Here is a 25,965-nt window from a genome sequence, read left to right as displayed (position 1 = left end):
TCCCGGACTTTTTGCCTCTACGCTTGAGAAGCCTGAGCCTGACATCGGAGTGCTTTGTGTTTGCCAACCTGTTGATCATCCTCGCCTCATCCCTGGTGATGATTGCCCTGTTCCGCCGACTGCGCTTGCCGCCAGTGCTGGGCTATCTGTGCGTGGGCCTGATGGTGGGGCCGACCGCTTTCAACTGGGTCAACGAGAGCGAACACCTGCCGGATGTGGCCGAGATGGGCGTGGTATTCCTGCTGTTCTCGCTGGGCCTGGAGTTTTCCCTGTCGAAAATGATCGCACTGCGTCAGGTGGTGTTTCGCCTGGGCAGTCAGCAGGTATTGCTCAGTACCGGAGTGCTCGGGCTGGTGCTGATTCTGCTGGGTATGCCGCTGGCCCCGGCGCTGTTGCTTGGCGCCGGGCTGTCGCTGTCGTCGACGGCGATTGTCACCAAGGAGTTGAGCAGCCTGGGCGAAGTGTTCAGCAGTCACGGGCAGAACGCGGTCGGGGTCTTGCTGTTTCAGGACGTGGTCGCGGTGTTGCTGCTGACCCTGGTGCCGGTGTTCGCCGGGAGCAGCGCGCAAGCTTGGTACTGGGCCTTGCCGCTGACGCTGGTGAAGACCGTGGTGCTGTTTTTCGGTCTGTTGCTGGCCAGCCGCTGGTTGCTGCCACGGCTGTTCCATGAGGTGGCCGCGTCGCGTTCGGCGGAACTGTTCGTGCTGCTGGCGCTGGTGATTGTATTGCTGACCGCTTGGCTGACGCACCTGCTGGGCCTGTCCCCTGCCCTTGGCGCATTTCTGGCCGGGATGCTGCTCGGCGAAAGCCACTATCGCCATCAGATCGAGGCCGATATCCGGCCGTTTCGCGACATCCTGCTCGGGGTGTTTTTCGTCAGCATCGGCATGCTGATCGACCTGCAACTATTCGTCAGTCACAGCCTGTTGATTCTCGGCCTGAGCCTCGGCCTGATGCTGATCAAAGGCACGGTCGTCGCGCTGTTGGTGAAGTGGCGCGGCAGCGATCACGAGACTGCCTGGCGCAGCGGCCTGGCCCTGGCACAGGGCGGGGAGTTCTGCTTCGCGTTGATGGCGCAGATGCAACAGAACCAGATGCTGCCTGCCGAGTTGGGCGCCCTGCTGCTCGCGGCCACCTTCTGTTCGATGCTGCTGACGCCATTGCTGTTGCGCGCCGCGCCGCGCATTGCCGCAAGCCTGCATCGCAAGCCGAACCAGGAGGCGCAAATCGAGGAAATAAGCGCCCTCAACGCCGGTCTGGATCAGCACGTGGTGATCTGTGGTTATGGCCGTGTCGGCCAATCCATCGGCCGCTTCATGCGCAATGCCAGTCAGCCTTATATCGCGTTGGACAACGATCCGGTGCGCGTGCAGGAAGCCGCGTCCGGCGAAAGCGAGGTGCATTACGGCGACTCGTCGCGCGGCGACCTGCTGACCGCGGTCGGATTGTTGCGCGCGCGGCTGCTGGTGATCGCCGTGGATCAGAGCGATGTCAGCCTGCGGATCCTCAAGGAAGCGCGCCGGCTTCATGCGCGGATACCGATCCTGGTGCGCACTCGCGACGACAGCCAATGGGCCGAACTCAAGGCCGCCGGCGCCACCGAAGTGGTGCCGGAGCTATTGGAATCGAGCCTGATGCTCGCCTCCCACGCCTTGATCATGCTCGGGCTGCCGGCGCATCAGGTGCAGGAGAAGATCGATCAAGTGCGCATCGACCGCTATCGCCTGTTGCATGGGTTCTATCCAGGTGCCGAAGACAAGGAAGCCTAGTCCTGACTGACCGCGCCGATCTTGTGCAGCGACAGGTCGGCGCCGTAATACTCTTGCTCCTGACTCAGGCGCAGGCCGTGCAAGGCCTTGATCAAACCGTAGACGGCGAATCCGCCGATCAGCGCGACAACCACACCGAGCGCAGTGCCGATCAACTGACTGATCAGGCTGACACCTCCCAGACCGCCGAGCGCAGTCTGGCCGAAGATACCGCACGCGATCCCGCCCCACACCCCGCACAAACCATGCAACGGCCACACGCCCAGAACATCGTCGATGCGCCATTTGACTTGCGCGGCGGTAAAGCACCAGACGAACAGCGCACCGGCAATCGCGCCAGTCACCAGCGCACCCACCGGGTGCATCAGGTCGGAACCGGCACAGATCGCCACCAGCCCGGCCAGCGGGCCGTTGTGCAGGAAGCCCGGGTCATTGCGCCCGACGATCAGCGCCGCCACCGTACCACCGACCATGGCCATCAGCGAATTGACCGCCACCAGACCGCTGACGCCTTGCAAGGTCTGCGCGCTCATCACGTTGAAACCGAACCAGCCGACAATCAGAATCCACGAACCCAGCGCCAGAAACGGAATGCTCGACGGCGCGAACGCCACCAGACGCCCGTCGCGATAACGCCCGTTGCGCGGACCGAGCAGCAAAACCGCCGCCAGCGCCAACCAGCCGCCCATCGCGTGCACCACCACCGAACCGGCGAAGTCATGGAACGCCGCGCCAAAGCGTGCCGTCAGCCAGGCTTGCAGACCGTAGTTGCCGTTCCAGATCATGCCCTCGAAAAACGGGTAGATGAACGCCACGATCAGCGCCGTCGCACACAACTGCGGAACGAATCGCGCACGCTCGGCAATCCCGCCGGAGATGATCGCCGGAATCGCCGCAGCAAAGGTCAGCAGAAAGAAAAACTTCACCAGCCCATAACCGTGGTCGGCACTCAGCACCGCCGCCGGTTGCATGAAGGTCACCCCGTAGGAGATCCAATAGCCTATAAAGAAATAGGCCATGGTCGAAACGGCAAAGTCGCTGAGAATTTTCGACAGTGCATTGACCTGGTTTTTCTGACGCACCGTGCCGACTTCAAGGAAGGCGAAACCGGCGTGCATCGCCAGCACCATCACCGCACCGATCAGAATGAACAACGTGTTGGAGCTGTGGACCAGCGTGTCCACAGCGCTTTGCAGATTTTCCATAAAGAGGCAGACCTGAAGGCTAAAAAGGCACCAAAGCGGTTCGCGCGGACAATTCATGCACCAAGTTGCGACCGCTCGGTCCGCGCAGTGAAGCTGCGATGAACCGCTTTGGCGCACAAGGTTGATGTCGTGACACGAACCAGGATTATTTGAGTTAAGGTTTTGCTGCACGCCCGCCCGCCAACAGCGCACGGCGGCAACAGGACGCACCACGACATAGCAAAAGCTGTACCAGTCATTTGTACTGAACCTTCGCGCAAGGCTCATACTCGAACGCTTCAGACGTCACTTACGGAGATCCACCCATGGCCAGCATCAAGGCAAAGACTGCTCAAGAAATCCTGATGAACGACTTCCAGACTCTGGTCGCCGACACCGAGCGGTTGCTCGAACACACTGCGTCCCTGGCGGGCGATCAGGCCGATGAGCTGCGTGATCAGATCCATGACAGCCTGCTGCGCGCCCGGGAAACCCTCAAGCTGACCGAAGACACCCTGCGTGATCGCGGTCAGGCTGCCGTCACCGCCACCGAAGACTATGTGTCGGCCAACCCTTGGCAATCGGTGGGCATCGCTGCCGGGGTAGGCTTTCTGATTGGCCTGCTGGCCACGCGGCGCTGATCATGTCGATCGGCGAATCCGGCCTGGGGTCGGGCACTACTTCCTCCACGCGGCGTCTGGGCGCCGCTGTTCTCGGCTTGCTGCACAGCCATGTCGAACTCTTCGGCATCGAATTGCAGGAGCAGAAAGCACGCACCGTCAGCCTGCTGTTGTTCGCTGGCCTGGCGCTGGTGTTTGCCCTGCTGTTGCTGGTCGGTCTGTCGACGCTGGTGCTGATCGTGTTCTGGGATACCTATCGTCTGGCCGCGATCATTGGCCTGTGCGTGTTCTACACACTGGCGGCCGCTTTCTGCGGGTTGCGCCTCAAGGCAGCAGTCTTCGATGAATCCTCACCCTTCCACGGCACGCTGGAAGAATTGGCCAACGATCGGGAGCGCCTGTTGCCATGAGCCTGCCTGAATTGCCACACAACAGCTCACGCCGGGAAATGCGCAAGGCGCTGATTCGCCTGCGCATGGAAATGCATCGTCAGGAAATCCGCCACGAAGCCGGGCAAGTGCTGCAACCCTTGCAGCGTATGCGTGGCATGACACAAAGCCTGCAAGGCGGTTTCGGCATCAAGCACGCGCCGCTGTGGGGCGTGGCCGCCGTGACCCTGCTTGGCTTCATCACCGGCAAGGGCGCGAAAAGCGGTGGCGTCGGTGGCCTGACCCGGCTGATTCGCTTGGGCACCAGCCTCGGGCCGCTGATCAGGCTGGTGATGCAGAGTTCGGGCAAACGCTAAGCCGGCGCATCTGGCTGCATTCTTGCAATATCCGCGGGATTGAACCTCTTCACCAAGAGGTTCAATCCCGCGCGCCTACCCGGTCGGCGGGTTCATCCAGAACAACAACGACTAAGGAGGCCCCGTGATCGACGGGCAACCGCTCGCCTGCTTTCAGCCTTTCATCGATACCGCTACCGGACGTATCGCAGGCGTTGAAGCATTGGGTCGCCTGCGCCAGCCTGACGGCCAACTGGCCTCGGTCGGGCCGTTGTTCGCCGACCCGCGCACACCCGCCATCGCCCTGCGCCGCCTCGACCGACAGATCCGCGACAACGCCCTGAGCCGACTGCATGAAGCCCCCGCCGAGTGGTTTCTCAGCCTGAACATGTCGCCGCGCTGGATCAGTCGCCTGCGCGCCGATCAGCCATTGCCCAGCCTCAAACAAATGCTGCGACACCGCGTCGATCCGCAACGCATTGTGTTCGAGATCACTGAACTGGGTGGCAACAATCAGCGTCTGGCCGAGGTGGTGGCGCGCTATCGCGAGGCCGGCGCGCGGATTGCGATTGATGATTTTGGCGCTGGTTACTCGCAGCTCGATCGGGTACTGGCGTTGCAGCCGGACATTCTCAAACTCGACATGCGCCTGTTTCAGGCTGCCGCGCTGGGCGGGCCGAGTAGTGACGTGGTCAAGGCTCTGGCGCAAATGGCCGAGAAAACCGGCTGCTGGATCATTGCCGAAGGCGTCGAAACCGAAGCCCAGCTCAATTTCGCCCTGGAATGCGGCTCGCGCTACGTTCAGGGTTTCCTGTTCGCCCGGGCGCAGGAGGCGTTCTATCCAACCGATGCCTTCGTGCAGCGCTTCGCTGAACTGCGCCAGCGTTACGTGCGGCAGAAACTGGCCGAACGCGGGCGCTTGATGCAGATGCGTCAGCAGCTCGGCGAACTGATGGCGATCCTCCAGACCTGGGCTCAGGCCCACGCACCGCTCAGTGCGCTGCCGCAACTGGAGGCTTTTCCGTGGTTGCTGCGGTTCTACCAGTGCGACCGCCATGGCACCCAACTCACACCCAACCTTGAGTGGCGGCACAACCGCTGGGTCGCCGACAACCGCTACCTGGGGCACAACTGGTCATGGCGTCCGTACTTCTATCATCTGCTCGCCGAGGGCTGGGAAGAGCGACGCCTGACCCTGTCCAGCACCTACCGCGATGCCACGAGCAACCAGTATTGCCTGACCGCCGGCCAGTTCTTCGATAACGGCGAGCGCCTGCTGCTGATCGATATTGATGCCGCGGGTTTGTAGTTCCGCTTGCAGGGGCGTGGCTGAACCGGGAAGCTAGGGCAACAGTCATCCCAGTCACCGACGGAGAGAACCAGCCTTGGATTGGCAGACCCTGCTCAACCGCGAACGCCTTGGAAAACCGCTGCACAGCCCGCAAGAGCTGGGCCGCAGCCCGTTCCACAAAGACCACGACCGCATCATCTTCTCCGGCGCCTTCCGCCGTCTGGGCCGCAAGACCCAGGTGCATCCGGTATCGAGTAACGACCACATCCACACCCGTCTGACCCATTCGCTGGAAGTCAGCTGCGTCGGGCGCTCGCTGGGCATGCGCGTCGGTGAAACCTTGCGCAGCGCCCTGCCCGACTGGTGCGACCCGAGCGATCTGGGCATGGTCGTGCAATCGGCCTGCCTGGCCCATGACATCGGCAATCCGCCGTTCGGCCACTCCGGTGAAGACGCGATTCGTCACTGGTTCCAGCAGGCAGCCGGGCGCGGCTGGCTCGACGGCATGAGCGAAGCCGAGCGCGGTGACTTCCTCAATTTCGAAGGCAACGCGCAAGGCTTCCGGGTGCTGACTCAGCTTGAGTATCACCAGTTCGACGGTGGCACCCGCCTCACCTACGCCACCCTCGGCACCTATTTGAAATATCCGTGGACCGCACGTCACGCCGACTCGCTGGGTTACAAGAAACACAAGTTCGGCTGCTACCAGAGCGAATTGCCGCTGCTGGAGCAGATCGCCCACAAGCTCGGCCTGCCGCAAATCGAGGACCAACGCTGGGCGCGCCACCCGTTGGTGTATCTGATGGAGGCGGCCGACGACATCTGCTATGCGCTGATCGACCTCGAAGATGGCCTGGAAATGGAGCTGCTGGAGTACGCTGAGGTTGAATCACTGCTGCTCGGTCTGGTCGGTGACGATCTGCCGGAAACCTATCGCCAGCTCGGCCCACAGGATTCGCGTCGACGCAAACTGGCGATCCTGCGCGGCAAGGCCATCGAGCACCTGACCAACGCCGCCGCCCGGGCATTCGTCGAGCAACAGGATGCGCTGCTGGCCGGCACCCTGCACGGCGACCTGGTGGAACACATGCACGGCCCGGCCAAACGCTGCGTGCTCAACGCCAAGGACATCGCCCGCAAGAAGATCTTCCAGGACAAGCGCAAGACGCTGCATGAAATCGGCGCCTATACCACGCTGGAAATTCTCCTCAACGCGTTCTGCGGCGCCGCGCTGGAGCAACATGGCGGTCGCACGCCGTCGTTCAAGAGCCGCCGTATCCTCGACCTGCTGGGCAACAATGCACCGGATCCCCACGGGCCGTTGCACACCTCGTTCCTGCGCATGATCGACTTCATCGCCGGGATGACCGACAGCTACGCCAGTGACATGGCGCTGGAAATGACCGGGCGCTCCAGCCACTGACAGAACCTTCTTCAACCGGGTCAGTGCGACACCCGGTTGAAGGATTGATCCATGAAAGCGGCTCAGCGGTATTCGATAGCCGCGCCGACCAAACGTAATCCGTTTAACGACGACAGTACGCAAACAAACGCTGTTTTCTCAATAATCTAACAGCAACTTAAAACATTCAGATAAACAAATAATCTAAACACTTCCTTACGCGACACAGAGTTTTGTCGTAGTCAATTTCTCTTTAGTGTGTAGGACTTATCCTATATTGCTGCTAGAGCCCTGTGAGTTCATGCGATCGCTCTTTTATCTGAGCTAAGGTGCGCGCTTTATTCGCGCACGTATGGGATTTGATTATGAACTCCGTTTTTATTGTCGATGATCACCCCGTCATCCGACTTGCCGTTCGAATGCTCCTCGAGCATGAAGGTTACAAGGTCGTCGGCGAAACCGATAACGGGGTCGATGCCATGCAGATGGTTCGCGAATGCATGCCCGACTTGATCATCCTCGATATCAGCATCCCCAAACTCGACGGCCTGGAAGTCCTCGCCCGCTTCAATGCCATGGGCACTCCGCTCAAGACCCTGGTACTGACGGCGCAATGCCCGACGCTGTTCGGCATTCGCTGCATGCAGTCCGGCGCATCCGGTTATGTGTGCAAGGAAGAAGACTTGAGCGAACTGGTCAGCGCCATAAAAGCGGTACTTTCCGGTTACAACTATTTCCCCAGTCAGGCATTGAATCCGGTACGCAGTGACGATGTGCGTTACGCCGAGCTGGAATTGTTCAAAGCCGTCAATGACCGCGAACTCATGGTCCTGCAGTTATTTGCCCAAGGGCGCACCAACAAGGAAATTGCCAAGGGCATGTTCCTCAGTAACAAAACCGTCAGCACTTATAAAAAACGCTTGATGCAGAAACTGAAAGCCAGGTCCCTGGTGGAACTTATCGAGATGGCCAAGCGCAACGCGCTAGTGTGAGAGCCTGAATGCCCAGTCGTCTAAAGATCTATCTCGCCATATTGTGTGCAAGCCTGTGCCTGACTTCTCAGGCACAGGCCGACCTTGTCACAGCGCAGGATTATGTGCTGCGCAGCCGTTCGAGCCACGACGCGCTGACCATGCACCTGCAGCCCGCGCAACGGCAATGGTTACAGACTCGCCGCGAACTGATACTGGGCACTTCCGCACCGGATTATCCGCCATTCGACATGACCGCCAGCGGTCGTGATTACGAAGGCTTTACTGCCGACTATGCCGGCCTGCTCGAGCAGGCTGTGGGCTTGCCAGTCCGGGTCAAGCGCTTTGCCTCACGGGAAGCTGCGGTACGCGCGCTGGTAGCTGGGCAGGTTGATATGCTCGGTACCGCCAACGGTTTCGAGGCCAGTAACGCCGACATCCTGCTTTCTATCCCCTACGCCATCGACCAGCCGGTACTGGTCACCCGCGAAGACGAAACCCGCGCGCTCACCGAGGGCCTGGCCGGACTGCGCCTGAGCATGGTCTATCACTATCTGCCGCAGAACGAAGTCAAGGCGCTCTACCCCAAAGCCATCCTGACGTCCTATCCGTCCTATCAAAACGCAATCAACGCGGTGGCTTTCGATCAGGCCGACGTGTTTCTGGGCGATACCATTTCCACCCACTACATGATCAACAAGGGCTATCTGAACAACATCCGCATGGCCAATTTCGGCAAACAGGAAGCCCATGGTTTCAGCTTTGCCGTGCACGCCGATAACCCGCAACTGCTGGCCATCATCAATACCGCACTGCTGGCCATACCCGCCAGTGAACGGGACAGCATCGCCAAGCGCTGGAGCGCCGGCAGCGACATCCTGCTGACCGACCAGAAACTGCAATTGACCCACCACGAAGAACAGTGGCTCAAACAGCATCCGGTGCTGCGCGTGGTGGTGAACGAGGCGTTCGCGCCGCTGACATTCTTTGACAGTGACGGCAATCTGCGCGGCATCACCGCAGACCTGCTCGAACTGCTGCGCCTGCGTACCGGCATGCGTTTCGAACTGGTGCGCAGCCGCAGCGACGCTGACATGGTCGAGCAGATCAATCAGCACCGGGCCGATCTGATCGCGGCGTTGCTGCCCAGCCCGCAACGGGAAAAGACCCTGCAATTCAGCCGTCCCTATCTGGAAAACTCCTTCGTCCTGCTGACCCGCAAATCCACTGAGAGCCCGACCCATCCTGCGCAGCTCAAGGACAAATACCTGGCGATTGCCCAAGGCAGTCCCATGGCCGCCTACCTGCGCCGCGAGTTCCCCGATATCCATCTGACCGAAACCTCCGACACCTTCGGCGCCGCGACCTTGCTCGCCGAAGGCAAGGCCGATGGTGCCGTCGCCTCGCTGGTGATCGCCAACTATCTGATTTCGTCGCGGATCTTCGAGCATCAGTTGCAGATCACCACCACCCTTGGTACCCGGCAGGCGGCCTTTTCGCTGGCCACGGCCCGTGACAACAGCGAACTCGGATCGATCCTCGACAAGGCCCTGCTGAGCATCAGCCCCGAAGAGCTGGGGGTCATCAACAGCCGCTGGCGCGGTTTTTCCAATGCCGCGCAAAGCAACTGGCATCACTATCAGCGTCTGTTTTACCAACTGATCGGCGCAGCCTGTCTGCTGCTGTTGTTGTCCCTGATCTGGAACGCCTACATGCGGCGCCAGATCAAGCAACGCCAGGCCGCCGAGCGGGCACTCAACGATCAGTTCGAGTTCATGCGCTCACTGGTCAACGGCACACCTCATCCAATCTACGTGCGCGATCGCCGAGGCTTGCTGCAAAGCTGCAACGACAGCTACCTCGAAGCCTTCAACGCGAAACGCGAAGACGTGATCGGCAAGAGTGTCATGCAAGGCACCCTGAGCAATGCCTTCGAAGCCCGGGCCTTCGAGGCGGATTACCAGCGGGTTGTGGCCGAGGGGACGCCGCTGCTGCTCGACCGTCCGTTGCACATCGGTGGCCGGCGTCTGACGATCTATCACTGGATCCTGCCTTACCGCGACTCCAGCGGCGATGTACAAGGGATCATCGGTGGCTGGATCGATATCAGTGATCGCCGCCAGTTGTTCGATGAACTGCGCACAGCCAAGGAACAGGCGGACAACGCCAACCGGGCGAAAAGTACTTTTCTGGCGACCATGAGCCACGAAATCCGTACGCCGATGAATGCCATCATCGGCATGCTCGAATTGACGCTCGAACGCATGACCGATCAGGCGCCGGATCGCTCGTCCATCGAAACCGCCTACTGTTCCGCCAAGGATCTGCTGGGGCTGATCGGCGACATCCTCGATATCGCCCGGATCGAGTCCGGACGCCTGAGCCTGGCGCCCGAGCGGATCAATCTGGTCGACACCGTCGCTTCGGTGGTGAGGATCTTCGACGGCCTTGCCCGGCAGAAAAACCTCGCCCTGCCCCTGACCGTCAATCCTCCAGGGCTCGAAGTCGATGTGGAACTGGATCCGCTGCGCTTCAAGCAGATCCTGTCGAACCTGATCAGCAATGCCATCAAGTTCACCCAGAGTGGGCAGGTGCGGGTCACATTGGACGTGCTGCCTAATGCCGCCGGCAAGTGTTCGCTGGTTCAATTGACGATCCACGACACCGGCGTCGGCATCAGCATTGAAGATCAACAACGTCTGTTCGAGCCGTTCGCCCAGGCTGACGGCGGCCGCCAGCAGGCCCGCAGCGGCGCCGGACTGGGGCTGGTGATCAGCCGCAACCTCTGTGAAATGATGGGCGGTCAGTTGCAATTGAGTAGTCAGCCGGGGATCGGCACCCAGGTCTGCCTGTCGCTGCCGCTGCAAACGCTGCCATGCAGGGTGGCCACGGCGAAAACCGCATCGCCGATCCGCGTGTCAGGTGCGCCGCTGAATATTCTGGTGGTCGACGACCATCCCGCCAATCGCCTGCTGATGTGCCAGCAACTGGAGTTCCTCGGGCATCGCTTCAGCCTTGCCGAAGAAGGTCGCAGTGGATTGGCGAAGTGGCAGGCCGGTGAATTCGACCTGGTCATCGCCGACTGCAACATGCCGTTGATGAACGGCTACGAATTGGCGGCGGCCATCCGCCAGGAAGAACAACGCACAGGCCGTCCTCCTTGCAAGGTCCTTGGCTTCACGGCCAACGCGCAGCCCGAGGAAGTGCAACGCTGCAAACAGGCGGGCATGAATGACTGCCTGTTCAAACCCCTGAGCCTCAGCGCGCTGAGCCAGTGGGTCAACGGGCTGCAACCGGCAACACCGCAACCCGCGTTCAATCTCGAGGGCTTGCATCAACTGACCGGTGGTAATCCGCTTCAAGCCCGGCGCCTGCTCACGCAATTACTCAAGAGCAGCCGCCTCGATCGCGAGGAGCTGCTGGCCCTGGCGCCGCACAATGATCGCGAGGCACTGGCGGTGGTGGCGCACAAGATCAAGGGCGCCGCCCGGATCGCCCAGGCTTCGCGTCTGATCGTCTGCTGCGATGCGCTGGAACACGCCTGCCAGCAGACCACGTCGGTGCCGGCCATCGTGCGCTGCATCGAGGCCACCGACGCGGCGATGGTCGAACTGGAGCAGGCGTTGCAGCAACAATTGGAACCGTTCGCTGAAAGCACAATGACCGAGCCTTAACTATGCTTGAACGCTGAGCAGTGTGTTTACTTCAATGGAGAGTCAGCAATGCCCAGCCCACTGCGCCCGGATCAACGCCGGTTCCCGTTGCACGTGCACATCAGCGTCATGTTCACCTTTCTGCTGTTGCTGACAGGCGTGGTGCTGGGGCTGTTCAATTATCGCCAGACCACCCGGATCATCCTGTCGAGCAGTGAAAACCTGTTCAATCGCATCGAACAGGACGTGCGCCTGGACCTGCATTCAACCTACGAACCGATCCGTCATCTGCTGAGCCTGCTGACCGACAATCAGGCCGCCGGGGCCTCGAACCTGCAGCAGCGTATGGCGTTGCTCAAGCCGTTCAGTCAGTCACTCAAGGACAACACCGATCTCGCTTCGCTGTACCTGGGGTACGGCAACGGCGACTTCTTCATGGTTCGGCCGTTGCGCACCAGCTCCCTGAAAACCCTGCTCAAGGCGCCGCCGACGGCAGCCTATCAGGTCTGGAGCATCGAGCACGATGCCGGCGGCGCTGCGTCGTCGCAGTCGCTATTCTTCGACCAGGCGCTGACGCCCGTCGGGCGCCAGGACAATCCTGACGACCGCTACGATCCGCGCACTCGCAACTGGTACACCAACGCCCTGCAGCAGGGTGATCAGATCACCACCGAGCCCTATGTGTTTTTCTCCACACACAACGTGGGCACTACCTTGGCCCGACGCAGCGGCGCAACCAGTGTGATCGGTGCCGACCTGACGCTGGAAGCACTCTCGGCCACCTTGCTCAAACACGTGGTCACCCCCTCCACCGAAATCGTGTTGTTCGATGCCGATGGCAACGCCGTGGCCTACCCGGACAGCCGCCGGCTGATTGTCGACGACAGCAGCGCACGCCTGGCCAAGGCCGCCGACCTGAGCCCGACTCTGCACGCGTTACTGTCCACCACGCATCAGGGCAAACGGCTGAACGTCGATGGCCGCCACTGGATCGTCGCCCGCAGCCAGTTGCAGGAGGGTGGGCCGAGAGGTCTGCAAATGGCCCTGGTGGTGCCAGAGGACGAGTTGCTGGCCGACGCCTACCGCATGCGCTGGCAGGGTGCACTGATCACCCTGGCGACCTTGCTGCTGTGCCTGCCACTGGGTTGGCTGACCTCACGGATTCTGGTCAAGCCGCTGCATGCGCTGGTCAAGGAAGCCGACGCGATCCGCAGCTTCGATTTCAACTTTCCGGTCACCCGCCGCTCGCCGGTGCTGGAGGTCGACCAGCTGAGCCTGTCGATGGCCCGCATGAAGGAAACACTCGCCAGTTTCTTCCGCATCACCGACAGTCTGTGCGCCGAAACCCGCTTCGCCCCGCTGCTGCAACGGGTGCTGTTCGAGACCGTTCAGATTGCCCAGGCGCAGGCTGGGTTGATCTACCTGCGCGAAAGCGATGGCAACCGGATGGAGCCTTACGGACTGGTTATTGATGGCGCCTCGCACGAGCCGGGCGAGTTCGCTGTGCTGGGCCGGGATCTCCTGGCCGATCAAGGGCCGGCGTGGTTCCAGCAACTGATCAACGCTGACAACGTGGTCAGCAGCCTTGGCTTCGAACAGGCAGGGGACTTGCAGAAAGTCTTGCTGGCAATGGCGTCGCCGCGCATCCACCTGATTGGAATCCGCCTGCGCAACCGCCACAACGAAACCATCGGCCTGCTGCTTTTGCTGATCAACGACAGCGGCAGCGCTCAGGATCTGGAGAAACTGCGTCCGGATCGCATCGCCTTCCTGCAAGCAGTCTCTGGCGCGGCGGCGGTGAGTATCGAAAGTCAGCGCCTGCAGGCGAAGCAGAAGCAGTTGCTCGACGCGTTCATTCAGTTGCTGGCCGGCGCCATCGACGCCAAGAGCCCCTACACCGGCGGCCACTGCCAGCGCGTGCCGGAGCTGACCCTGATGCTCGCGCAGGCCGCGGCCGCCAGCCAGGCGCCGGCGTTCCAGAGCTATCAGCCCAGTGAAGACGAATGGGAAGCCCTGCACATTGCGGCCTGGCTGCACGATTGCGGCAAAGTCACGACGCCGGAGTATGTCGTCGACAAGGCGACCAAACTGGAAACCCTCAACGATCGCATCCACGAAATCCGCACCCGTTTCGAAGTGCTCAAGCGCGATGCCTGGATCAGTTACTGGCAGGCGCTGGCGCTGGGCGGCAACGAGGTGCAACTGAGCGAACTGCGTGACGCTACGCTGACGCAACTGGACGATGACTTTGCCTTCGTTGCCCGCTGCAATCTGGGTGGTGAAGCCATGGCACCCGCTGATCTGCAGCGCCTTGAGCGCATCGCCGAGCGCCGCTGGACGCGCACCCTCGATGATCGTCTGGGCGTGTCATGGGAGGAAAACCGCCGTCAGGCGCAAACGCCGGCGCCGAATCTGCCGGTCAGCGAGCCACTGCTGGCGGACAAGCCCGAACACCTGATCGAACGTGCCGACAGCGAGCTGATTCCGGAAGACAATCCGTGGGGGTTCAAACTGGATGTACCGCGCTATAAATACAATCGCGGCGAGCTGTATAACCTGAGCATTACCCGAGGCACGCTGACTCGCGAGGAGCGCTACATCATCAATCACCACATGGTGCAGACGATTCTGATGCTCAGCCACCTGCCCTTCCCCGGGCACCTGGACAGCGTTGCGGAAATTGCCGGTGGGCATCACGAAAAGATGGACGGCAGCGGCTACCCAAAACGCCTGAAGCGCGAGGACATGAGCCTGCCGGCGAGGATGATGGCGATTGCCGATATCTTCGAGGCACTGACAGCGGCGGATCGGCCGTACAAGAAGGCCAAATCCTTGAGCGAAGCCTTGGGAATCATGGCCACCATGTCCCGCGAGGCGCACATCGACCCCGAGCTGTTTGCACTGTTCATCAACGACGAGGTGTACATGCAGTACGCCACGCGGTTTCTCGATCCGCGCCAGATCGATGCGGTGGATCCGGCCAGCCTGCTAAGCAAGGCTGGCCTGAGCGCCTGATCAGCAGTCGGTCAGACGCAGGAAGATCGCCGCCAGTTGCTCGATACCGGCCTGATCGGCGGTGCCGAAACGTGCGAGTTTCGGGCTGTCGAGATCGAGTACGCCGATCAACCGACCGTCCTTGACCAGTGGCACGACCAGCTCGCTGTTGGAGGCGCTGTCGCAAGCGATATGACCGGGGAACGCATGCACGTCTTCAACGCGCTGGGTCTGCCGACTGGCCGCTGCCGCGCCACATACACCGCGACCGAACGGAATGCGCACACAGGCGATCTGCCCCTGAAACGGGCCAAGCACCAGCTCCTCGTTGCGATTGAGGTAGAAACCGGCCCAGTTCAAATCGTCGAGCTGGTTGAACAGGAACGCCGAAAACTGCGCGGCGTTGGCGATGAAGTCGCGCTCGTCCGCCAGCAGCGATTCCAGTTGTGCGGCTAACATGCCATAGCCTTCGAGGCCCTGGCCGCTTTGTTGCAAATCAATCATGCCTTGTGCTCCAGCAATTTCAGTCCCACCCAGTAACGGGCGAATTGGTACGCGCAACGTCCGTTGCGATTGCCGCGCCCGGTGGCCCAGCGCACGGCGAGGATGTCCAGTGCTTCGTCGCGCTGCCAGCTCAAGCCGGCCTTGGCCGCCAACTGGCCGATCCAGTGTTCGACGACGTTGAGGAAATGTTCCTGGGTAAACGGATAAAACGACAGCCACAGACCGAAACGGTCCGACAAGGCGATCTTGTCTTCCACCGCCTCACTCGGATGCAGTTCGCCGTCGACGCGCTTCCAGTTTTCGTTGTCGCTTTCCTTTTCCGGCACCAAGTGACGGCGGTTGGAAGTGGCGTACAGCAGAACGTTTTCCGGAGCCTGTTCGAGCGAGCCGTCGAGCACGCTTTTCAGCACGCGGTAATCGCCCTCCCCGGACTCGAACGACAGGTCATCGCAGAACAGTACGAAGCGTTGTGGCAGTTTGGCGATCTGCTCGACCACGCGCGGCAGGTCGGCCAGATGGTCGCGCTCGATTTCGATCAAACGCAGGCCGGCCTTGGCGTGTTCGGCCAGCAACGCCCGCACCAGCGAGGATTTTCCGGTGCCGCGCGAGCCCCAGAGCAGCGCATGGTTGGCCGGCATGCCGTCGAGAAACTGTTGAGTGTTGCGGCCCAGTTGTTCCAACTGACGGTCGACACCGATCAAGTCGGACAGGCGCATGTCGAGGCTGACGTCCAGCGGCAACAAATAGCCACTGCGCCCGTCACGCTGCCAGCGCGCGGCCAGGCAGGTTTCCCAGTCGATCAGCGGACGCGGTGCCGGCAGCAAGGGTTCGATCCGCGCGAGAACCGACTCGGCACGTTCAAGAAAAGCATTCAATCGGGAATCCACGTCTTCTCCTCGGGCACGTTCAAAGTGATGATGGTGCTTCAGCGACGACAATCAGATCAACAAACCCCGCTCAGGCCTTGTTACAAGGCGATTCGGGAACCTCGGTATCCATACATGATCGACTATGCTTGAGCAGCGAAGGGAAACGGAAGTGGTTCAACACCCCATGGATATCAAATTCACCCACCGGCTGTCTTACAAGCAAGCCAGATTCACTGTGCTGGTCGGGTTCATTCTGGGCACGCTGCTCAGCCTGCTGCAGATCGGCATCGATTATGCCAGCGAAGACGCCTCCATCAACCGTGAAATCCTGTCTTTGCTGGAAATCAGCCACAATCCGGCGTCGCGTATCGCCTACAACATCGACGCGGAACTGGCGCAGGAACTGACCCTGGGCCTGTTGCGTTCGCCGGCGATCATCTCGGCGCAATTGACCGACAACAACGGCAATGTCCTGGCCAACGTCAAACGCCCGGAGCTGCAAAGCGGTTATCGGGTGATCAGCGACTTCCTGTTCGGCGCCAAGCGCCAGTTTGAAGACCGCCTGTACCTCGATCACCTGCCCGAAGAATCACTGGGCACGCTGAGTCTTGAAGTCGACACCTACGCGTTCGGCAGCCGCTTCCTGCGCCGCGCCGAAGTCACCCTGCTCAACGGCTTTGCCCGCAGCCTGATTCTCACCGGGATCCTGCTGGCGCTGTTCTACGTGATGCTGACCAAGCCACTGGTGCGCCTGATCCGGGAACTTAGCGCGCGTGACGCACGCAGTGCGGAACCGACGACCCTGGAATGTCCGGCCGGCCACGCCAATGACGAGATCGGCGTACTGGTCAAAGTCGCCAACCAGCAGTTCGACAACATCGCCACGGAAATCCAGCAACGCCGCAACGCGGAAAACCGCCTGACCGACTACCTCGGGCAACTGGAACACATCGTCTCGGCCCGCACCGCCGAGCTCAAGGCCATCAATACCCGGCTCAGCCAATCCAACGAGGAACTGGAGGTGGCCCGCAGCACCGCACTGGACATGGCCGAAGCGCGCTCGGCATTCCTCGCCAACATGAGCCACGAGATTCGCACCCCGCTCAATGGCCTGCTGGGAATGATCGCCCTGTCCCTCGACGGACCGCTGAACGCCGAGCAACAGCAACAGCTGTCGATTGCCCATGACTCGGGCAAGGTGCTGGTGGAGCTGCTCAACGATATTCTCGACCTGTCCAAATTCGACGCGGGGCAACTGGAGCTGGAACACATCCCGTTCGACCTCGGCTCGCTGATCGAGGACACCGCCAACCTGCTGTCGCAGAACGCCGCGCCCAGCGTCGAACTGACCTGCCTGATCGACCCGCACTTCCCGGCGCTGGTGCTGGGGGATCCGACCCGGGTACGGCAGATTGTCAGCAACCTGTTGTCCAATGCGCTGAAATTCACCCGTTTCGGCCGGGTCGATGTGCGTTTGTCAGCGCATAACGACGGGGTGCGCATCGAGGTCTGTGACACCGGCATCGGCATCGCCCAGGAAGCCCAGGTGAAAATCTTCCAGCCGTTCACCCAGGCCGGTGCCGGCATCACGCGGCAGTACGGCGGCACCGGCCTCGGCCTGGCACTGACCTACAACCTGTGCGAGGCCATGCAAGGCCGGCTGACCATCAGTTCCGAGGCCGGTTTCGGCAGCCAGTTCTGCGCTGACCTGCCGCTACCATGCCATACCCGAGCGGTCATGCCGCCGCCGCTGCACGGCAAGGTCTTGGCAATCACTGCGGCCAGCAGCGGCTTGGCGGAACTGCTCAAGACATTGTTGCCAGTGTGGGGCGTGACTTATGAACAGCGCACGATGGACGACCCGTTGCTGGGCCTGTCACCCGATCTGCTGATCACCGATTGCCCGGAATGCCTGTTCAGTCTGCGCCCGACCCTCAGCGCGCCAATTCTCGTTGTCACCGCTTATGGCAGTTTCATGCCCAGCGAAGAGGCCGCCGCGCTGGCGCCATTGCAGCAACAGGCCCGACCACTGGCGCGCAACGCGCTGTATCAGATCCTGCGGCGCATCCTGCTGGCGGACGTCACCACGATCAACGATGCGCAGCTCGAGAGCCTGCCGGTTCGGCGGCGCGCAAAGGTGCTGCTGGTGGAAGACAACCCGGTCAACCAACTGGTGGCCAAAGGCATGCTCGGCAAGCTCGGTTGCGATGTGGTGGTCGCTGCCCACGGCGCCGAAGCGCTGGATCAACTGGAGCACGATGAATTCGATCTGGTACTTATGGATTGCAACATGCCGGTGATGGACGGCTACGAAGCGAGCCGGCAGATTCGCCAGAGCGGGCGCTGGCCGCACCTGCCGATCGTCGCGCTGACTGCCAACGCCATGTCCGAAGAACGCGAGCGCTGCCGTGCGGCCGGCATGAGCGATTACCTGGCCAAGCCGTTCCGCCGCGAAGAGCTGGCGGCCCTGCTCGACCAGTGGATTCCGGCTACGTCAGCGCTTTGATCTGCCCCAGCAGCTGATCGAGGCCGTTACGCAAATCGTTGAGCCGATCAAGGTCCACCCCGCTGTCGCACAACAACCGCGCCTTGAGCGGCCCGACCTGCTCGCGCAACGCCTGGCCTTGCGCGGTCAGGCTCAGGTGCACTTCACGCTCGTCGCGCGCCGAGCGCTGTCGCTGCACCCACTGCAATTGTTCAAGGCGCTTGAGCAACGGCGTCAGGGTGCCGGAGTCCAGCGCCAGACGCTCGCCCAAGGCCTTGACCGTCGGTTGCGCCGGCGCACTGTCCTGCCATTCCCACAGCACCAGCATCGCCAGGTACTGCGGATAGGTCAGGCCGAGCTGATCGAGCATCGGCTTGTAAGCACGAATCACCGCCCGGGACGCGGCATACAACTTGAAGCACAACTGACTGTCGAGCTTCAGCGAATCGTCGGGCAGGCTGTTCATTTGAGCAGGGCTTCGATCTCGCCGCTGATGTCCTGCGGTTTGGTGGTCGGGGCGAAACGCTTGACCAGTTGCCCGTCCTTGCCGATCAGGAACTTGGTGAAGTTCCACTTGATGCCCTCAGAGCCGAGCAGACCGGGAGCACGCTTTTTCAACTGCACGAACAGTGGATGCGCGGCAGAACCGTTGACGTCGATCTTCTTGAACAGCGGGAAACTCACGCCGTAGTTCAGCTCACAGAACTCGCTGATCGCACCCTCGTTGCCCGGCTCCTGCTTGCCGAACTGATTGCACGGAAACCCCAGCACCACCAGGCCCTGATCCTTGTAGGTCTGCCACAACTCTTCCAGGCCTTTGTATTGCGGGGTGAAGCCGCATTTGCTGGCGGTGTTGACCACCAGAACCGCCTTGCCGGCGAAATCGGCGAGGGTCTTTTGTTCACCCTTGATGGTGGTGACGGGGATATTCAGCAGGTTGTCGCTCATGAGACGGCTCCTCGGGTATCGGGAAAGGCCAAACATAGCGAGCAATTAAATTGTGTGCAATTTAATTAATTGCACATACCCGTGTAGGAGCTGCCGAAGGCTGCGACTGTTGATCTTAAAATCAAAAGATCGCAGCCTTCGGCAGCTCCTACACGGTGGATCAAGCGATCCGGTCGAGCGGGCAATTCATTCGCGCGGCTCGAGATCCAGGCACACCGAGTTGATGCAATACCGCAGGCCGGTCGGTGGCGGACCATCGGGGAACACGTGGCCCAGATGCGCGTCGCAGCGGGCGCATTTGACCTCGGTGCGGATCATGCCGTGGCTGGTATCGCGGATCTCGGTCATGGCGCTTTCGCCGATCGGCGCGTAGAAGCTCGGCCAGCCGCAGCCGGAATCGAATTTGGTCGTGGAGTCGAACAGCGGCTCATTGCAGCAGACGCAGTGATAGACACCGTCGGTTTTGGTGTCGTTGTATTTGCCAGAGAACGGTCGCTCGGTGGCGCTCAGGCGACATACGTTGTACTGCTCGGGGTCGAGCATCGCCCGCCATTCTTCCAGGGTTTTTTGCAACTTTTCCATCATCACACCTCAGCGGCTGAAAAAGCCCGATCTGTACCTTTTCCACGGATCGGGTGGCACGTATGATTGCGCCTCGTCACACGCCAGTCTGGCAGCCAGACCGGGCGCATTCAAACGGATTCTCGGCGCCACGGCGCAAGACTCCGCCTGTGCGAAGACGCAGGAATCCCAGTACGGTTGGCCATCCGCCGTCTGGATCGTTCATTTTCGGGATCACATCGCCATGCAGTTCAGCAAATCGAACAAGCTCGCCAACGTCTGCTACGACATTCGCGGCCCGGTGCTCAAGCACGCCAAACGTCTGGAGGAGGAAGGCCAGCGCATCCTCAAGCTGAACATCGGCAACCCGGCGCCGTTTGGTTTCGAAGCGCCGGACGAAATTCTTCAGGATGTGATCCGCAACCTGCCGACCGCACAAGGCTACAGCGATTCCAAAGGCCTGTTCAGCGCCCGTAAAGCGGTGATGCAGTATTACCAGCAAAAAAATGTCGAAGGTGTCGGCATCGAAGACATCTACCTCGGCAACGGCGTGTCCGAGCTGATCGTGATGTCGCTGCAGGCGCTGCTCAACAACGGCGACGAAGTGCTGGTACCGGCCCCGGACTACCCGCTGTGGACCGCTGCCGTCAGCCTGGCCGGCGGTAATGCCGTGCACTACCTGTGTGACGAGGGTGCCGACTGGTTCCCTGATCTGGCCGACATCAAGGCCAAGATCACCCCGAACACCAAGGCCATGGTGATCATCAACCCGAACAACCCGACTGGCGCGGTGTATTCGAAGGAAGTGCTGCTGGGCATGCTGGAAATCGCCCGCGCGCACAACCTGGTAGTGTTCTCCGACGAGATCTACGACAAGATCCTCTACGACGACGCCGTGCACATCTGCACCGCTTCGCTGGCCCCGGACCTGCTGTGCCTGACCTTCAACGGTCTGTCGAAATCCTACCGCGTGGCGGGTTTCCGCTCCGGCTGGATCGCCATCTCCGGGCCGAAACACAATGCCCAGAGCTACATCGAAGGCATCGACATGCTGGCCAACATGCGCCTCTGTGCCAACGTGCCGAGCCAGCATGCGATCCAGACTGCCCTTGGCGGTTATCAGAGCATCAATGACCTGGTGCTGCCGCAAGGTCGCCTGCTGGAGCAGCGCAACCGTACCTGGGAGTTGCTCAATGACATTCCGGGGGTCAGCTGCGTCAAGCCAATGGGCGCCCTGTATGCGTTCCCGCGGATCGATCCGAAGGTCTGCCCGATCTACAACGACGAAAAATTCGTCCTCGACCTGCTGCTCTCCGAGAAGCTGCTGGTGGTGCAAGGCACGGCCTTCAACTGGCCGTGGCCGGATCACTTCCGCGTGGTGACCCTGCCCCGTGTCGACGATCTCGAGATGGCCATCGGCCGCATCGGCAACTTCCTCAAGTCCTACCGCCAGTAACCGGTCTACGGTGCGCAACGGCCGAACGTTGCGCACTGTCTGATTCAGCAACACTTCTGCTCTCCCCGCCTCGCTGCGCCTTCTACACTTGCGATTCGTATGGCCCACACGCCTCTGGCGTAGTGGCGGCGGGTGGCGGCTGACTGTCAGCCCTTTCGGTTTCGCTCGTGGGCAATGACCTGCAGACCAGGGAATCCGCTGTAGGACACAGTTTGAAATAGTCACTCGGTTGAATCACCCGGTGCCGCACCTTATATACCCCGCAGTACGCTACATCTTTAGCTTGAGGAGATTTCTACAACCATGATGCGCATCCTGCTGTTTTTGGCCACTAACCTGGCGGTCGTGCTGATAGCCAGCATCACCCTGAGCCTGTTTGGCTTCAACGGGTTCATGGCGGCCAACGGGGTTGATCTCAACCTCAGTCAGCTGCTGGTTTTCTGTGCGGTCTTTGGTTTCGCCGGTTCGCTGTTCTCGCTGTTCATCTCCAAGTGGATGGCGAAGATGAGCACCAGCACCCAGATCATCAGCCAGCCACGTACCCGGCATGAGCAATGGCTGCTGCAAACCGTCGAGCAACTGTCCCGCGAAGCCGGGATCAAGATGCCCGAAGTCGGTATTTTCCCGGCCTACGAAGCAAACGCCTTTGCTACCGGCTGGAACAAGAACGACGCGCTGGTCGCGGTCAGCCAGGGCCTGCTAGAACGCTTTTCGCCGGATGAAGTGAAAGCCGTTCTGGCCCACGAAATCGGTCACGTGGCCAACGGTGACATGGTCACCCTCGCGCTGATCCAGGGCGTGGTGAACACCTTCGTGATGTTCTTCGCGCGGATCATCGGCAACTTCGTCGACAAGGTGATTTTCAAGAACGAAGAAGGCCAGGGCATCGCCTACTACGTGGCGACGATCTTCGCCGAACTGGTACTGGGCATTCTCGCCAGCGCCATCGTCATGTGGTTCTCGCGCAAACGCGAATTCCGCGCCGACGAAGCCGGCGCACGTCTGGCGGGCACCAACGCGATGATCGGTGCGCTGCAACGCCTGCGCGCCGAACAGGGCCTGCCTGTGCACATGCCGGACACCCTCAACGCCTTCGGCATCAACGGTGGCATCAAACAGGGCTTTGCCCGCATGTTCATGAGCCACCCGCCGCTGGAAGAGCGTATCGACGCGCTGCGTCGTCGCGGTTGATCGGTTTGGCACAGTAACGAAAAGGCCCGCAGTGATGCGGGCCTTTTTTGTACTCGGGGGTTATGCGCTGCCTGTTCTGGCCTCATCGCTGGCAAGCCAGCTCCCACAGGGTTTTGTGGTGTTCTCTGGATTTCTGATACAACGGGGATCACTGTGGGAGCTGGCTTGCCAGCGATGAGGCCGGCCCTGCCAATAAAAACCTATCGGCCAGAAACCCGATAAACCCGCTCCTCCAACCGCGTCACTCCCGCCTGCAGAAACTTCCAGCTCTCCCCCAGCACATCCTGCTCTTCCAGCATCCGCACCTGCCAGACATCACCCAGCAACCGCTGCACTTCATCATCCCCCACCGCAAACGGCGGCCCTGGCATCTGCGCCTGATTGTAATCCAGGGTAATCAACAGACCTTGCACACTTTGCGGCAGGATTTGCTGCAGATGCGCCGCATAGCGCTCACGCATCGCTGGTGGCAAGGCGATCAGCGCGGCGCGGTCGTATAACGCGGTGCAATCGGCTACATCGCTTGCTGTCAGCGCAAAAAAGTCACCGCACCACAACTCGATGGCGTCACCGCTATAGACCTTGAACGCACCCTTCTGGCTGATCTGCGGCTGCACCTGATGCTCCCTGAAAAAGTCCTCAATAGCCTTTTCCGACAGTTCGATCCCGAGCACCTGATGACCGCGCCCGGCCAGCCACGCCAAATCCAGACTTTTCCCACACAACGGCACGAGCACTCGCGCCGTTGCCGGTACCGCCCAGTGCCGCTGCAGATACGGGTTCACCTCAGGCAGATGAAAGCCGATCTGATTGGATTCCCACTTCTTGTGCCAAAACTCAGGCTGCATGCATCACCCCAAAAAATTCGATCAAAAGGCGTTAAAACTTATATTAGATTTAGATCAATGATCTGACTGAAGATGAGGCCATCTTACCGCTCAGGAACCTTTCCATGTTTCCCAGCCTGTTTATCTCCCACGGCTCACCGATGCTGGCCCTGGAACCCGGTGCCAGTGGCCCGGCTCTGGCGCGCCTGGCTGCCGAACTGCCGCGGCCGAAAGCCATCGTGATTGTCTCCGCGCATTGGGAAAGCCAGGAGTTGCTGGTCAGCAGCAACCCTCGTCCAGAAACCTGGCACGACTTCGGCGGCTTCCCGCGCGCCCTTTTCGAAGTGCAGTACCCGGCACCGGGGGATCCGCAACTGGCGGCCGAAGTGGCTGAATTGCTTGACACCGCGCATCTGCCGGCACGCCTCGACCCGCAGCGTCCGTTCGATCACGGCGTTTGGGTGCCACTGTCGCTGATGTACCCGCAAGCGGATATTCCGGTGGTGCAGGTGTCGCTGCCGAGTCGCGGCGGCCCGGTGTTGCAAACCCGTGTCGGACGAGCGCTGGCGACGCTGCGCGAGCAAGGCATTCTGCTGATCGGCTCCGGCAGCATCACCCACAACCTGCGCGAGCTGGACTGGCATGCCGGCCCGGACAGTGTCGAGCCATGGGCCAGGGATTTTCGCGACTGGGTCATCCACAAGCTTGCAGCCAACGACGAAGCGGCTCTGCACGACTACCGTCAGCAGGCACCCAATGCCGTGCGCAGCCATCCGAGTGATGAGCATTTGTTGCCGTTGTATTTCGCACGGGGTGCGGGGGGTGAGTTCAGCGTGGCGCACCGGGGGTTCACCATGGGTGCGTTGGGCATGGATATCTATCGCTTCGGTTAAAGGCAGATCAAAAGATCGCAGCCTGCGGCAGCTCCTACATTTGGAATGCATTTCTCCTGTAGGAGCTGCCGCAGGCTGCGATCTTTTGAGCTTGAAAGACAGGCAAAAAAAATCCCCGAACCAGTCGGGGATTTTTCATGTGCGATCAATCAGCCAAAGGGCGGATCAATCTTCGCGGTAGCGACGCAGTTTCAACTGCTTGCCAGCGACGCGAGTGTCCTTCAGCTTGGTCAGGAGTTTGTCCAGACCATCTTCCGGCAGCTCGACGAGGCTGAAGCTGTCACGCACCTGGATGCGACCGATCGCTTCGCGGGCCAGACCACCTTCGTTGAGGATCGCGCCCAGCAGGTTCTTGGCGGCGATACCGTCACGCGCACCCAGCGCGGTACGGCAACGGGCACGGCCTTCGCCCAGAGGCATTGGCGCGCGACGCTCGCGGTCACCACGATCAGGACGATCACCGGAACGCTCAGGACGGTCGCCACGCGGTGCGTTGTTCGGCACCAGTGGACGTTCCTTCTCGATCGCTGCCAGGTTCAGCGCCTGACCATTAGTGGCCTTGCGCAGCAGAGCAGCGGCCAGTGCACGCGGAGTGCAACCGATGTCGGCAGTCAGACGATCCAGCAGTTCGCCGTGAGTCGACTCGGCATCAGCGACCAGCGGCGACAGGCTGTTGGTCAGTTTCTTGATGCGTGCATCGAGAACAGCCTGAGCGTCCGGCAGACGCACTTCGGCAACCTTCTGACCGGTGACACGCTCGATCACTTGCAGCATGCGGCGCTCACGTGGAGTCACCAGCAGCAGCGCACGACCTTCGCGACCGGCACGGCCGGTACGGCCGATACGGTGCACGTAGGATTCCGGATCGTACGGCATGTCCACGTTGAACACGTGGGTGATGCGCGGAACGTCCAGACCACGGGCAGCCACGTCGGTCGCGACAACGATGTCCAGACGGCCATCTTTCAGCGAGTCGATCACGCGCTCACGCTGGTTCTGGGCGATGTCACCGTTCAGCGCAGCGGCTTTGTAGCCTTTGGCGTCGAGGGCACTGGCCAGATCCAGGGTCGCCTGCTTGGTGCGCACGAACATGATCAGAGCGTCGAAGTCTTCCACTTCCAGCAAGCTGAGAACGGCAGAGGTCTTCTGGTCAGCGTGAACCAGCAGGTGAGCCTGCTCGATCGCGGTAACGGTCTGGGTCTTGCTCTGGATCTTCACGTGCTTCGGATCGCGCAGATGACGCTCGGCGATGGCACGGATCGACTGCGGCAGGGTCGCCGAGAACAATACGGTCTGACGGGTTTCCGGCATGGCCTTGAAGATGACTTCCAGGTCGTCCATGAAGCCCAGTTTGAGCATTTCGTCTGCCTCGTCCAGAACCAGGTGGTTCACGGTAGCGAGGACTTTTTCGTCGCGACGCAGGTGGTCGCACAGACGGCCCGGAGTGGCGACAACGATCTGTGCGCCATTACGGATTGCCTTCAATTGTGGGCCCATCGGCGCGCCGCCGTAGACAGCCACAACAGTTACGCCCGGCATTTGCTTGGCGTAGGTTTCGAAAGCGGTTGCAACTTGTAGCGCCAACTCACGAGTTGGGGCCAGGATCAGTGCTTGCGGCTCGCG

General features: G+C 60.9%; 21 protein-coding genes. 13 read left to right on the top strand and 8 right to left on the bottom strand.

Annotation, left to right across the window (positions count from 1 at the left end; translation table 11 throughout):
• The first annotated feature begins 56 nt into the window (after positions 1-56).
• The gene (locus tag ACIP8I_RS17985; protein ID WP_400762778.1) at positions 57-1,769 is read left to right on the top strand and encodes a cation:proton antiporter; all 1,713 of its coding nucleotides are present in this window, start codon (positions 57-59) and stop codon (positions 1,767-1,769) included.
• Here the strand turns inward: ACIP8I_RS17985 and ACIP8I_RS17980 are convergent.
• A complete protein-coding gene (locus ACIP8I_RS17980; protein ID WP_400762777.1) occupies positions 1,766-2,974 on the bottom strand; it encodes an ammonium transporter in 1,209 nt (402 codons plus the stop codon). The two genes, ACIP8I_RS17985 and ACIP8I_RS17980, sit on opposite strands and share 4 nt — an antisense overlap.
• Before the next feature lie 305 nt (positions 2,975-3,279).
• On the opposite strand from ACIP8I_RS17980, the gene ACIP8I_RS17975 reads away from it, so the two are divergent.
• The 8 genes from ACIP8I_RS17975 to ACIP8I_RS17940 all read left to right on the top strand — a co-directional run bounded on the left by ACIP8I_RS17975 (position 3,280) and on the right by ACIP8I_RS17940 (position 14,629).
• Complete coding sequence (locus ACIP8I_RS17975) at positions 3,280-3,594, top strand: YqjD family protein (protein WP_003226733.1); 315 nt, start codon at positions 3,280-3,282, stop codon at positions 3,592-3,594.
• Between the two features lie 2 nt (positions 3,595-3,596).
• Positions 3,597-3,983, top strand: coding sequence for a phage holin family protein (locus ACIP8I_RS17970; RefSeq protein WP_007969088.1), 387 nt, complete (start codon positions 3,597-3,599; stop codon positions 3,981-3,983).
• Positions 3,980-4,318, top strand: coding sequence for a hypothetical protein (locus tag ACIP8I_RS17965; RefSeq protein ID WP_400762775.1), 339 nt, complete (start codon positions 3,980-3,982; stop codon positions 4,316-4,318). The genes ACIP8I_RS17970 and ACIP8I_RS17965 overlap by 4 nt, the downstream gene beginning before the upstream one ends.
• Positions 4,319-4,442: 124 nt before the next feature.
• Positions 4,443-5,606: an EAL domain-containing protein gene (locus ACIP8I_RS17960; RefSeq protein WP_400762773.1), complete on the top strand. Its 1,164-nt coding sequence runs from the start codon at positions 4,443-4,445 to the stop codon at positions 5,604-5,606.
• A gap of 76 nt (positions 5,607-5,682) precedes the next feature.
• Positions 5,683-7,011: a deoxyguanosinetriphosphate triphosphohydrolase gene (locus ACIP8I_RS17955; RefSeq protein WP_400762771.1), complete on the top strand. Its 1,329-nt coding sequence runs from the start codon at positions 5,683-5,685 to the stop codon at positions 7,009-7,011.
• 344 nt (positions 7,012-7,355) lie between these two features.
• Positions 7,356-7,982, top strand: a complete 627-nt coding sequence (locus ACIP8I_RS17950) for a response regulator transcription factor (protein ID WP_007969092.1) — start codon at positions 7,356-7,358, stop codon at positions 7,980-7,982.
• An 8-nt stretch (positions 7,983-7,990) separates the two neighbouring features.
• Entirely contained in the window at positions 7,991-11,635 is a 3,645-nt protein-coding gene (locus tag ACIP8I_RS17945) for a transporter substrate-binding domain-containing protein (protein ID WP_400762769.1), read from the top strand.
• A gap of 48 nt (positions 11,636-11,683) precedes the next feature.
• Entirely contained in the window at positions 11,684-14,629 is a 2,946-nt protein-coding gene (locus ACIP8I_RS17940) for an HD domain-containing phosphohydrolase (RefSeq protein WP_400762767.1), read from the top strand.
• Here the strand turns inward: ACIP8I_RS17940 and ACIP8I_RS17935 are convergent, their stop codons facing one another.
• Complete coding sequence (locus ACIP8I_RS17935; RefSeq protein WP_123587425.1) at positions 14,630-15,112, bottom strand: GAF domain-containing protein; 483 nt, start codon at positions 15,110-15,112, stop codon at positions 14,630-14,632.
• Positions 15,109-15,999, bottom strand: coding sequence for an ATP-binding protein (locus ACIP8I_RS17930; RefSeq protein WP_007969096.1), 891 nt, complete (start codon positions 15,997-15,999; stop codon positions 15,109-15,111). Before ACIP8I_RS17930 ends, ACIP8I_RS17935 begins: the two co-directional genes overlap by 4 nt.
• A gap of 166 nt (positions 16,000-16,165) precedes the next feature.
• On the opposite strand from ACIP8I_RS17930, the gene ACIP8I_RS17925 reads away from it, so the two are divergent.
• The gene (locus tag ACIP8I_RS17925; RefSeq protein ID WP_007969097.1) at positions 16,166-18,487 is read left to right on the top strand and encodes a response regulator; all 2,322 of its coding nucleotides are present in this window, start codon (positions 16,166-16,168) and stop codon (positions 18,485-18,487) included.
• Here the strand turns inward: ACIP8I_RS17925 and ACIP8I_RS17920 are convergent.
• From ACIP8I_RS17920 to msrB, 3 genes are all read right to left on the bottom strand, one after another.
• Positions 18,471-18,932, bottom strand: coding sequence for a MarR family transcriptional regulator (locus ACIP8I_RS17920; protein WP_367085267.1), 462 nt, complete (start codon positions 18,930-18,932; stop codon positions 18,471-18,473). The genes ACIP8I_RS17925 and ACIP8I_RS17920 overlap by 17 nt on opposite strands.
• On the bottom strand, positions 18,929-19,414 hold the full coding sequence (locus ACIP8I_RS17915) for a glutathione peroxidase (protein WP_400762764.1): 486 nt from the start codon (positions 19,412-19,414) through the stop codon (positions 18,929-18,931). The genes ACIP8I_RS17920 and ACIP8I_RS17915 overlap by 4 nt, the downstream gene beginning before the upstream one ends.
• 186 nt (positions 19,415-19,600) lie before the next feature.
• On the bottom strand, positions 19,601-19,996 hold the full coding sequence (gene msrB, locus ACIP8I_RS17910) for a peptide-methionine (R)-S-oxide reductase MsrB (protein WP_400762762.1): 396 nt from the start codon (positions 19,994-19,996) through the stop codon (positions 19,601-19,603).
• A 223-nt stretch (positions 19,997-20,219) separates the two neighbouring features.
• Between msrB and ACIP8I_RS17905 the strand changes: the two genes are divergently transcribed.
• The gene (locus tag ACIP8I_RS17905; RefSeq protein ID WP_400762760.1) at positions 20,220-21,431 is read left to right on the top strand and encodes a pyridoxal phosphate-dependent aminotransferase; all 1,212 of its coding nucleotides are present in this window, start codon (positions 20,220-20,222) and stop codon (positions 21,429-21,431) included.
• Between the two features lie 303 nt (positions 21,432-21,734).
• The gene (gene htpX / locus ACIP8I_RS17900; protein ID WP_007964827.1) at positions 21,735-22,622 is read left to right on the top strand and encodes a protease HtpX; all 888 of its coding nucleotides are present in this window, start codon (positions 21,735-21,737) and stop codon (positions 22,620-22,622) included.
• Positions 22,623-22,822: 200 nt separating this feature from the next.
• Here the strand turns inward: htpX and ACIP8I_RS17895 are convergent, their stop codons facing one another.
• Complete coding sequence (locus ACIP8I_RS17895) at positions 22,823-23,470, bottom strand: thiopurine S-methyltransferase (protein WP_400762758.1); 648 nt, start codon at positions 23,468-23,470, stop codon at positions 22,823-22,825.
• A gap of 104 nt (positions 23,471-23,574) precedes the next feature.
• Here ACIP8I_RS17895 and ACIP8I_RS17890 point away from each other — a divergent pair, with 104 nt between their 5' ends.
• Positions 23,575-24,342, top strand: a complete 768-nt coding sequence (locus ACIP8I_RS17890) for a DODA-type extradiol aromatic ring-opening family dioxygenase (RefSeq protein WP_400762756.1) — start codon at positions 23,575-23,577, stop codon at positions 24,340-24,342.
• Positions 24,343-24,507: 165 nt separating this feature from the next.
• Here ACIP8I_RS17890 and ACIP8I_RS17885 read toward each other — a convergent pair.
• A partial coding sequence (locus tag ACIP8I_RS17885; protein WP_400762754.1) for a DEAD/DEAH box helicase occupies positions 24,508-25,965 on the bottom strand: 1,458 nt, incomplete at its 5' end.

The sequence above is a fragment of the Pseudomonas sp. NPDC088414 genome (genome assembly GCF_044753325.1).
Classification (GTDB): Bacteria; Pseudomonadota; Gammaproteobacteria; order Pseudomonadales; family Pseudomonadaceae; genus Aquipseudomonas.
The sequence above is the reverse complement of the archived record's forward strand: the minus strand, read 5'-3'. Positions and strand labels throughout refer to the sequence as shown.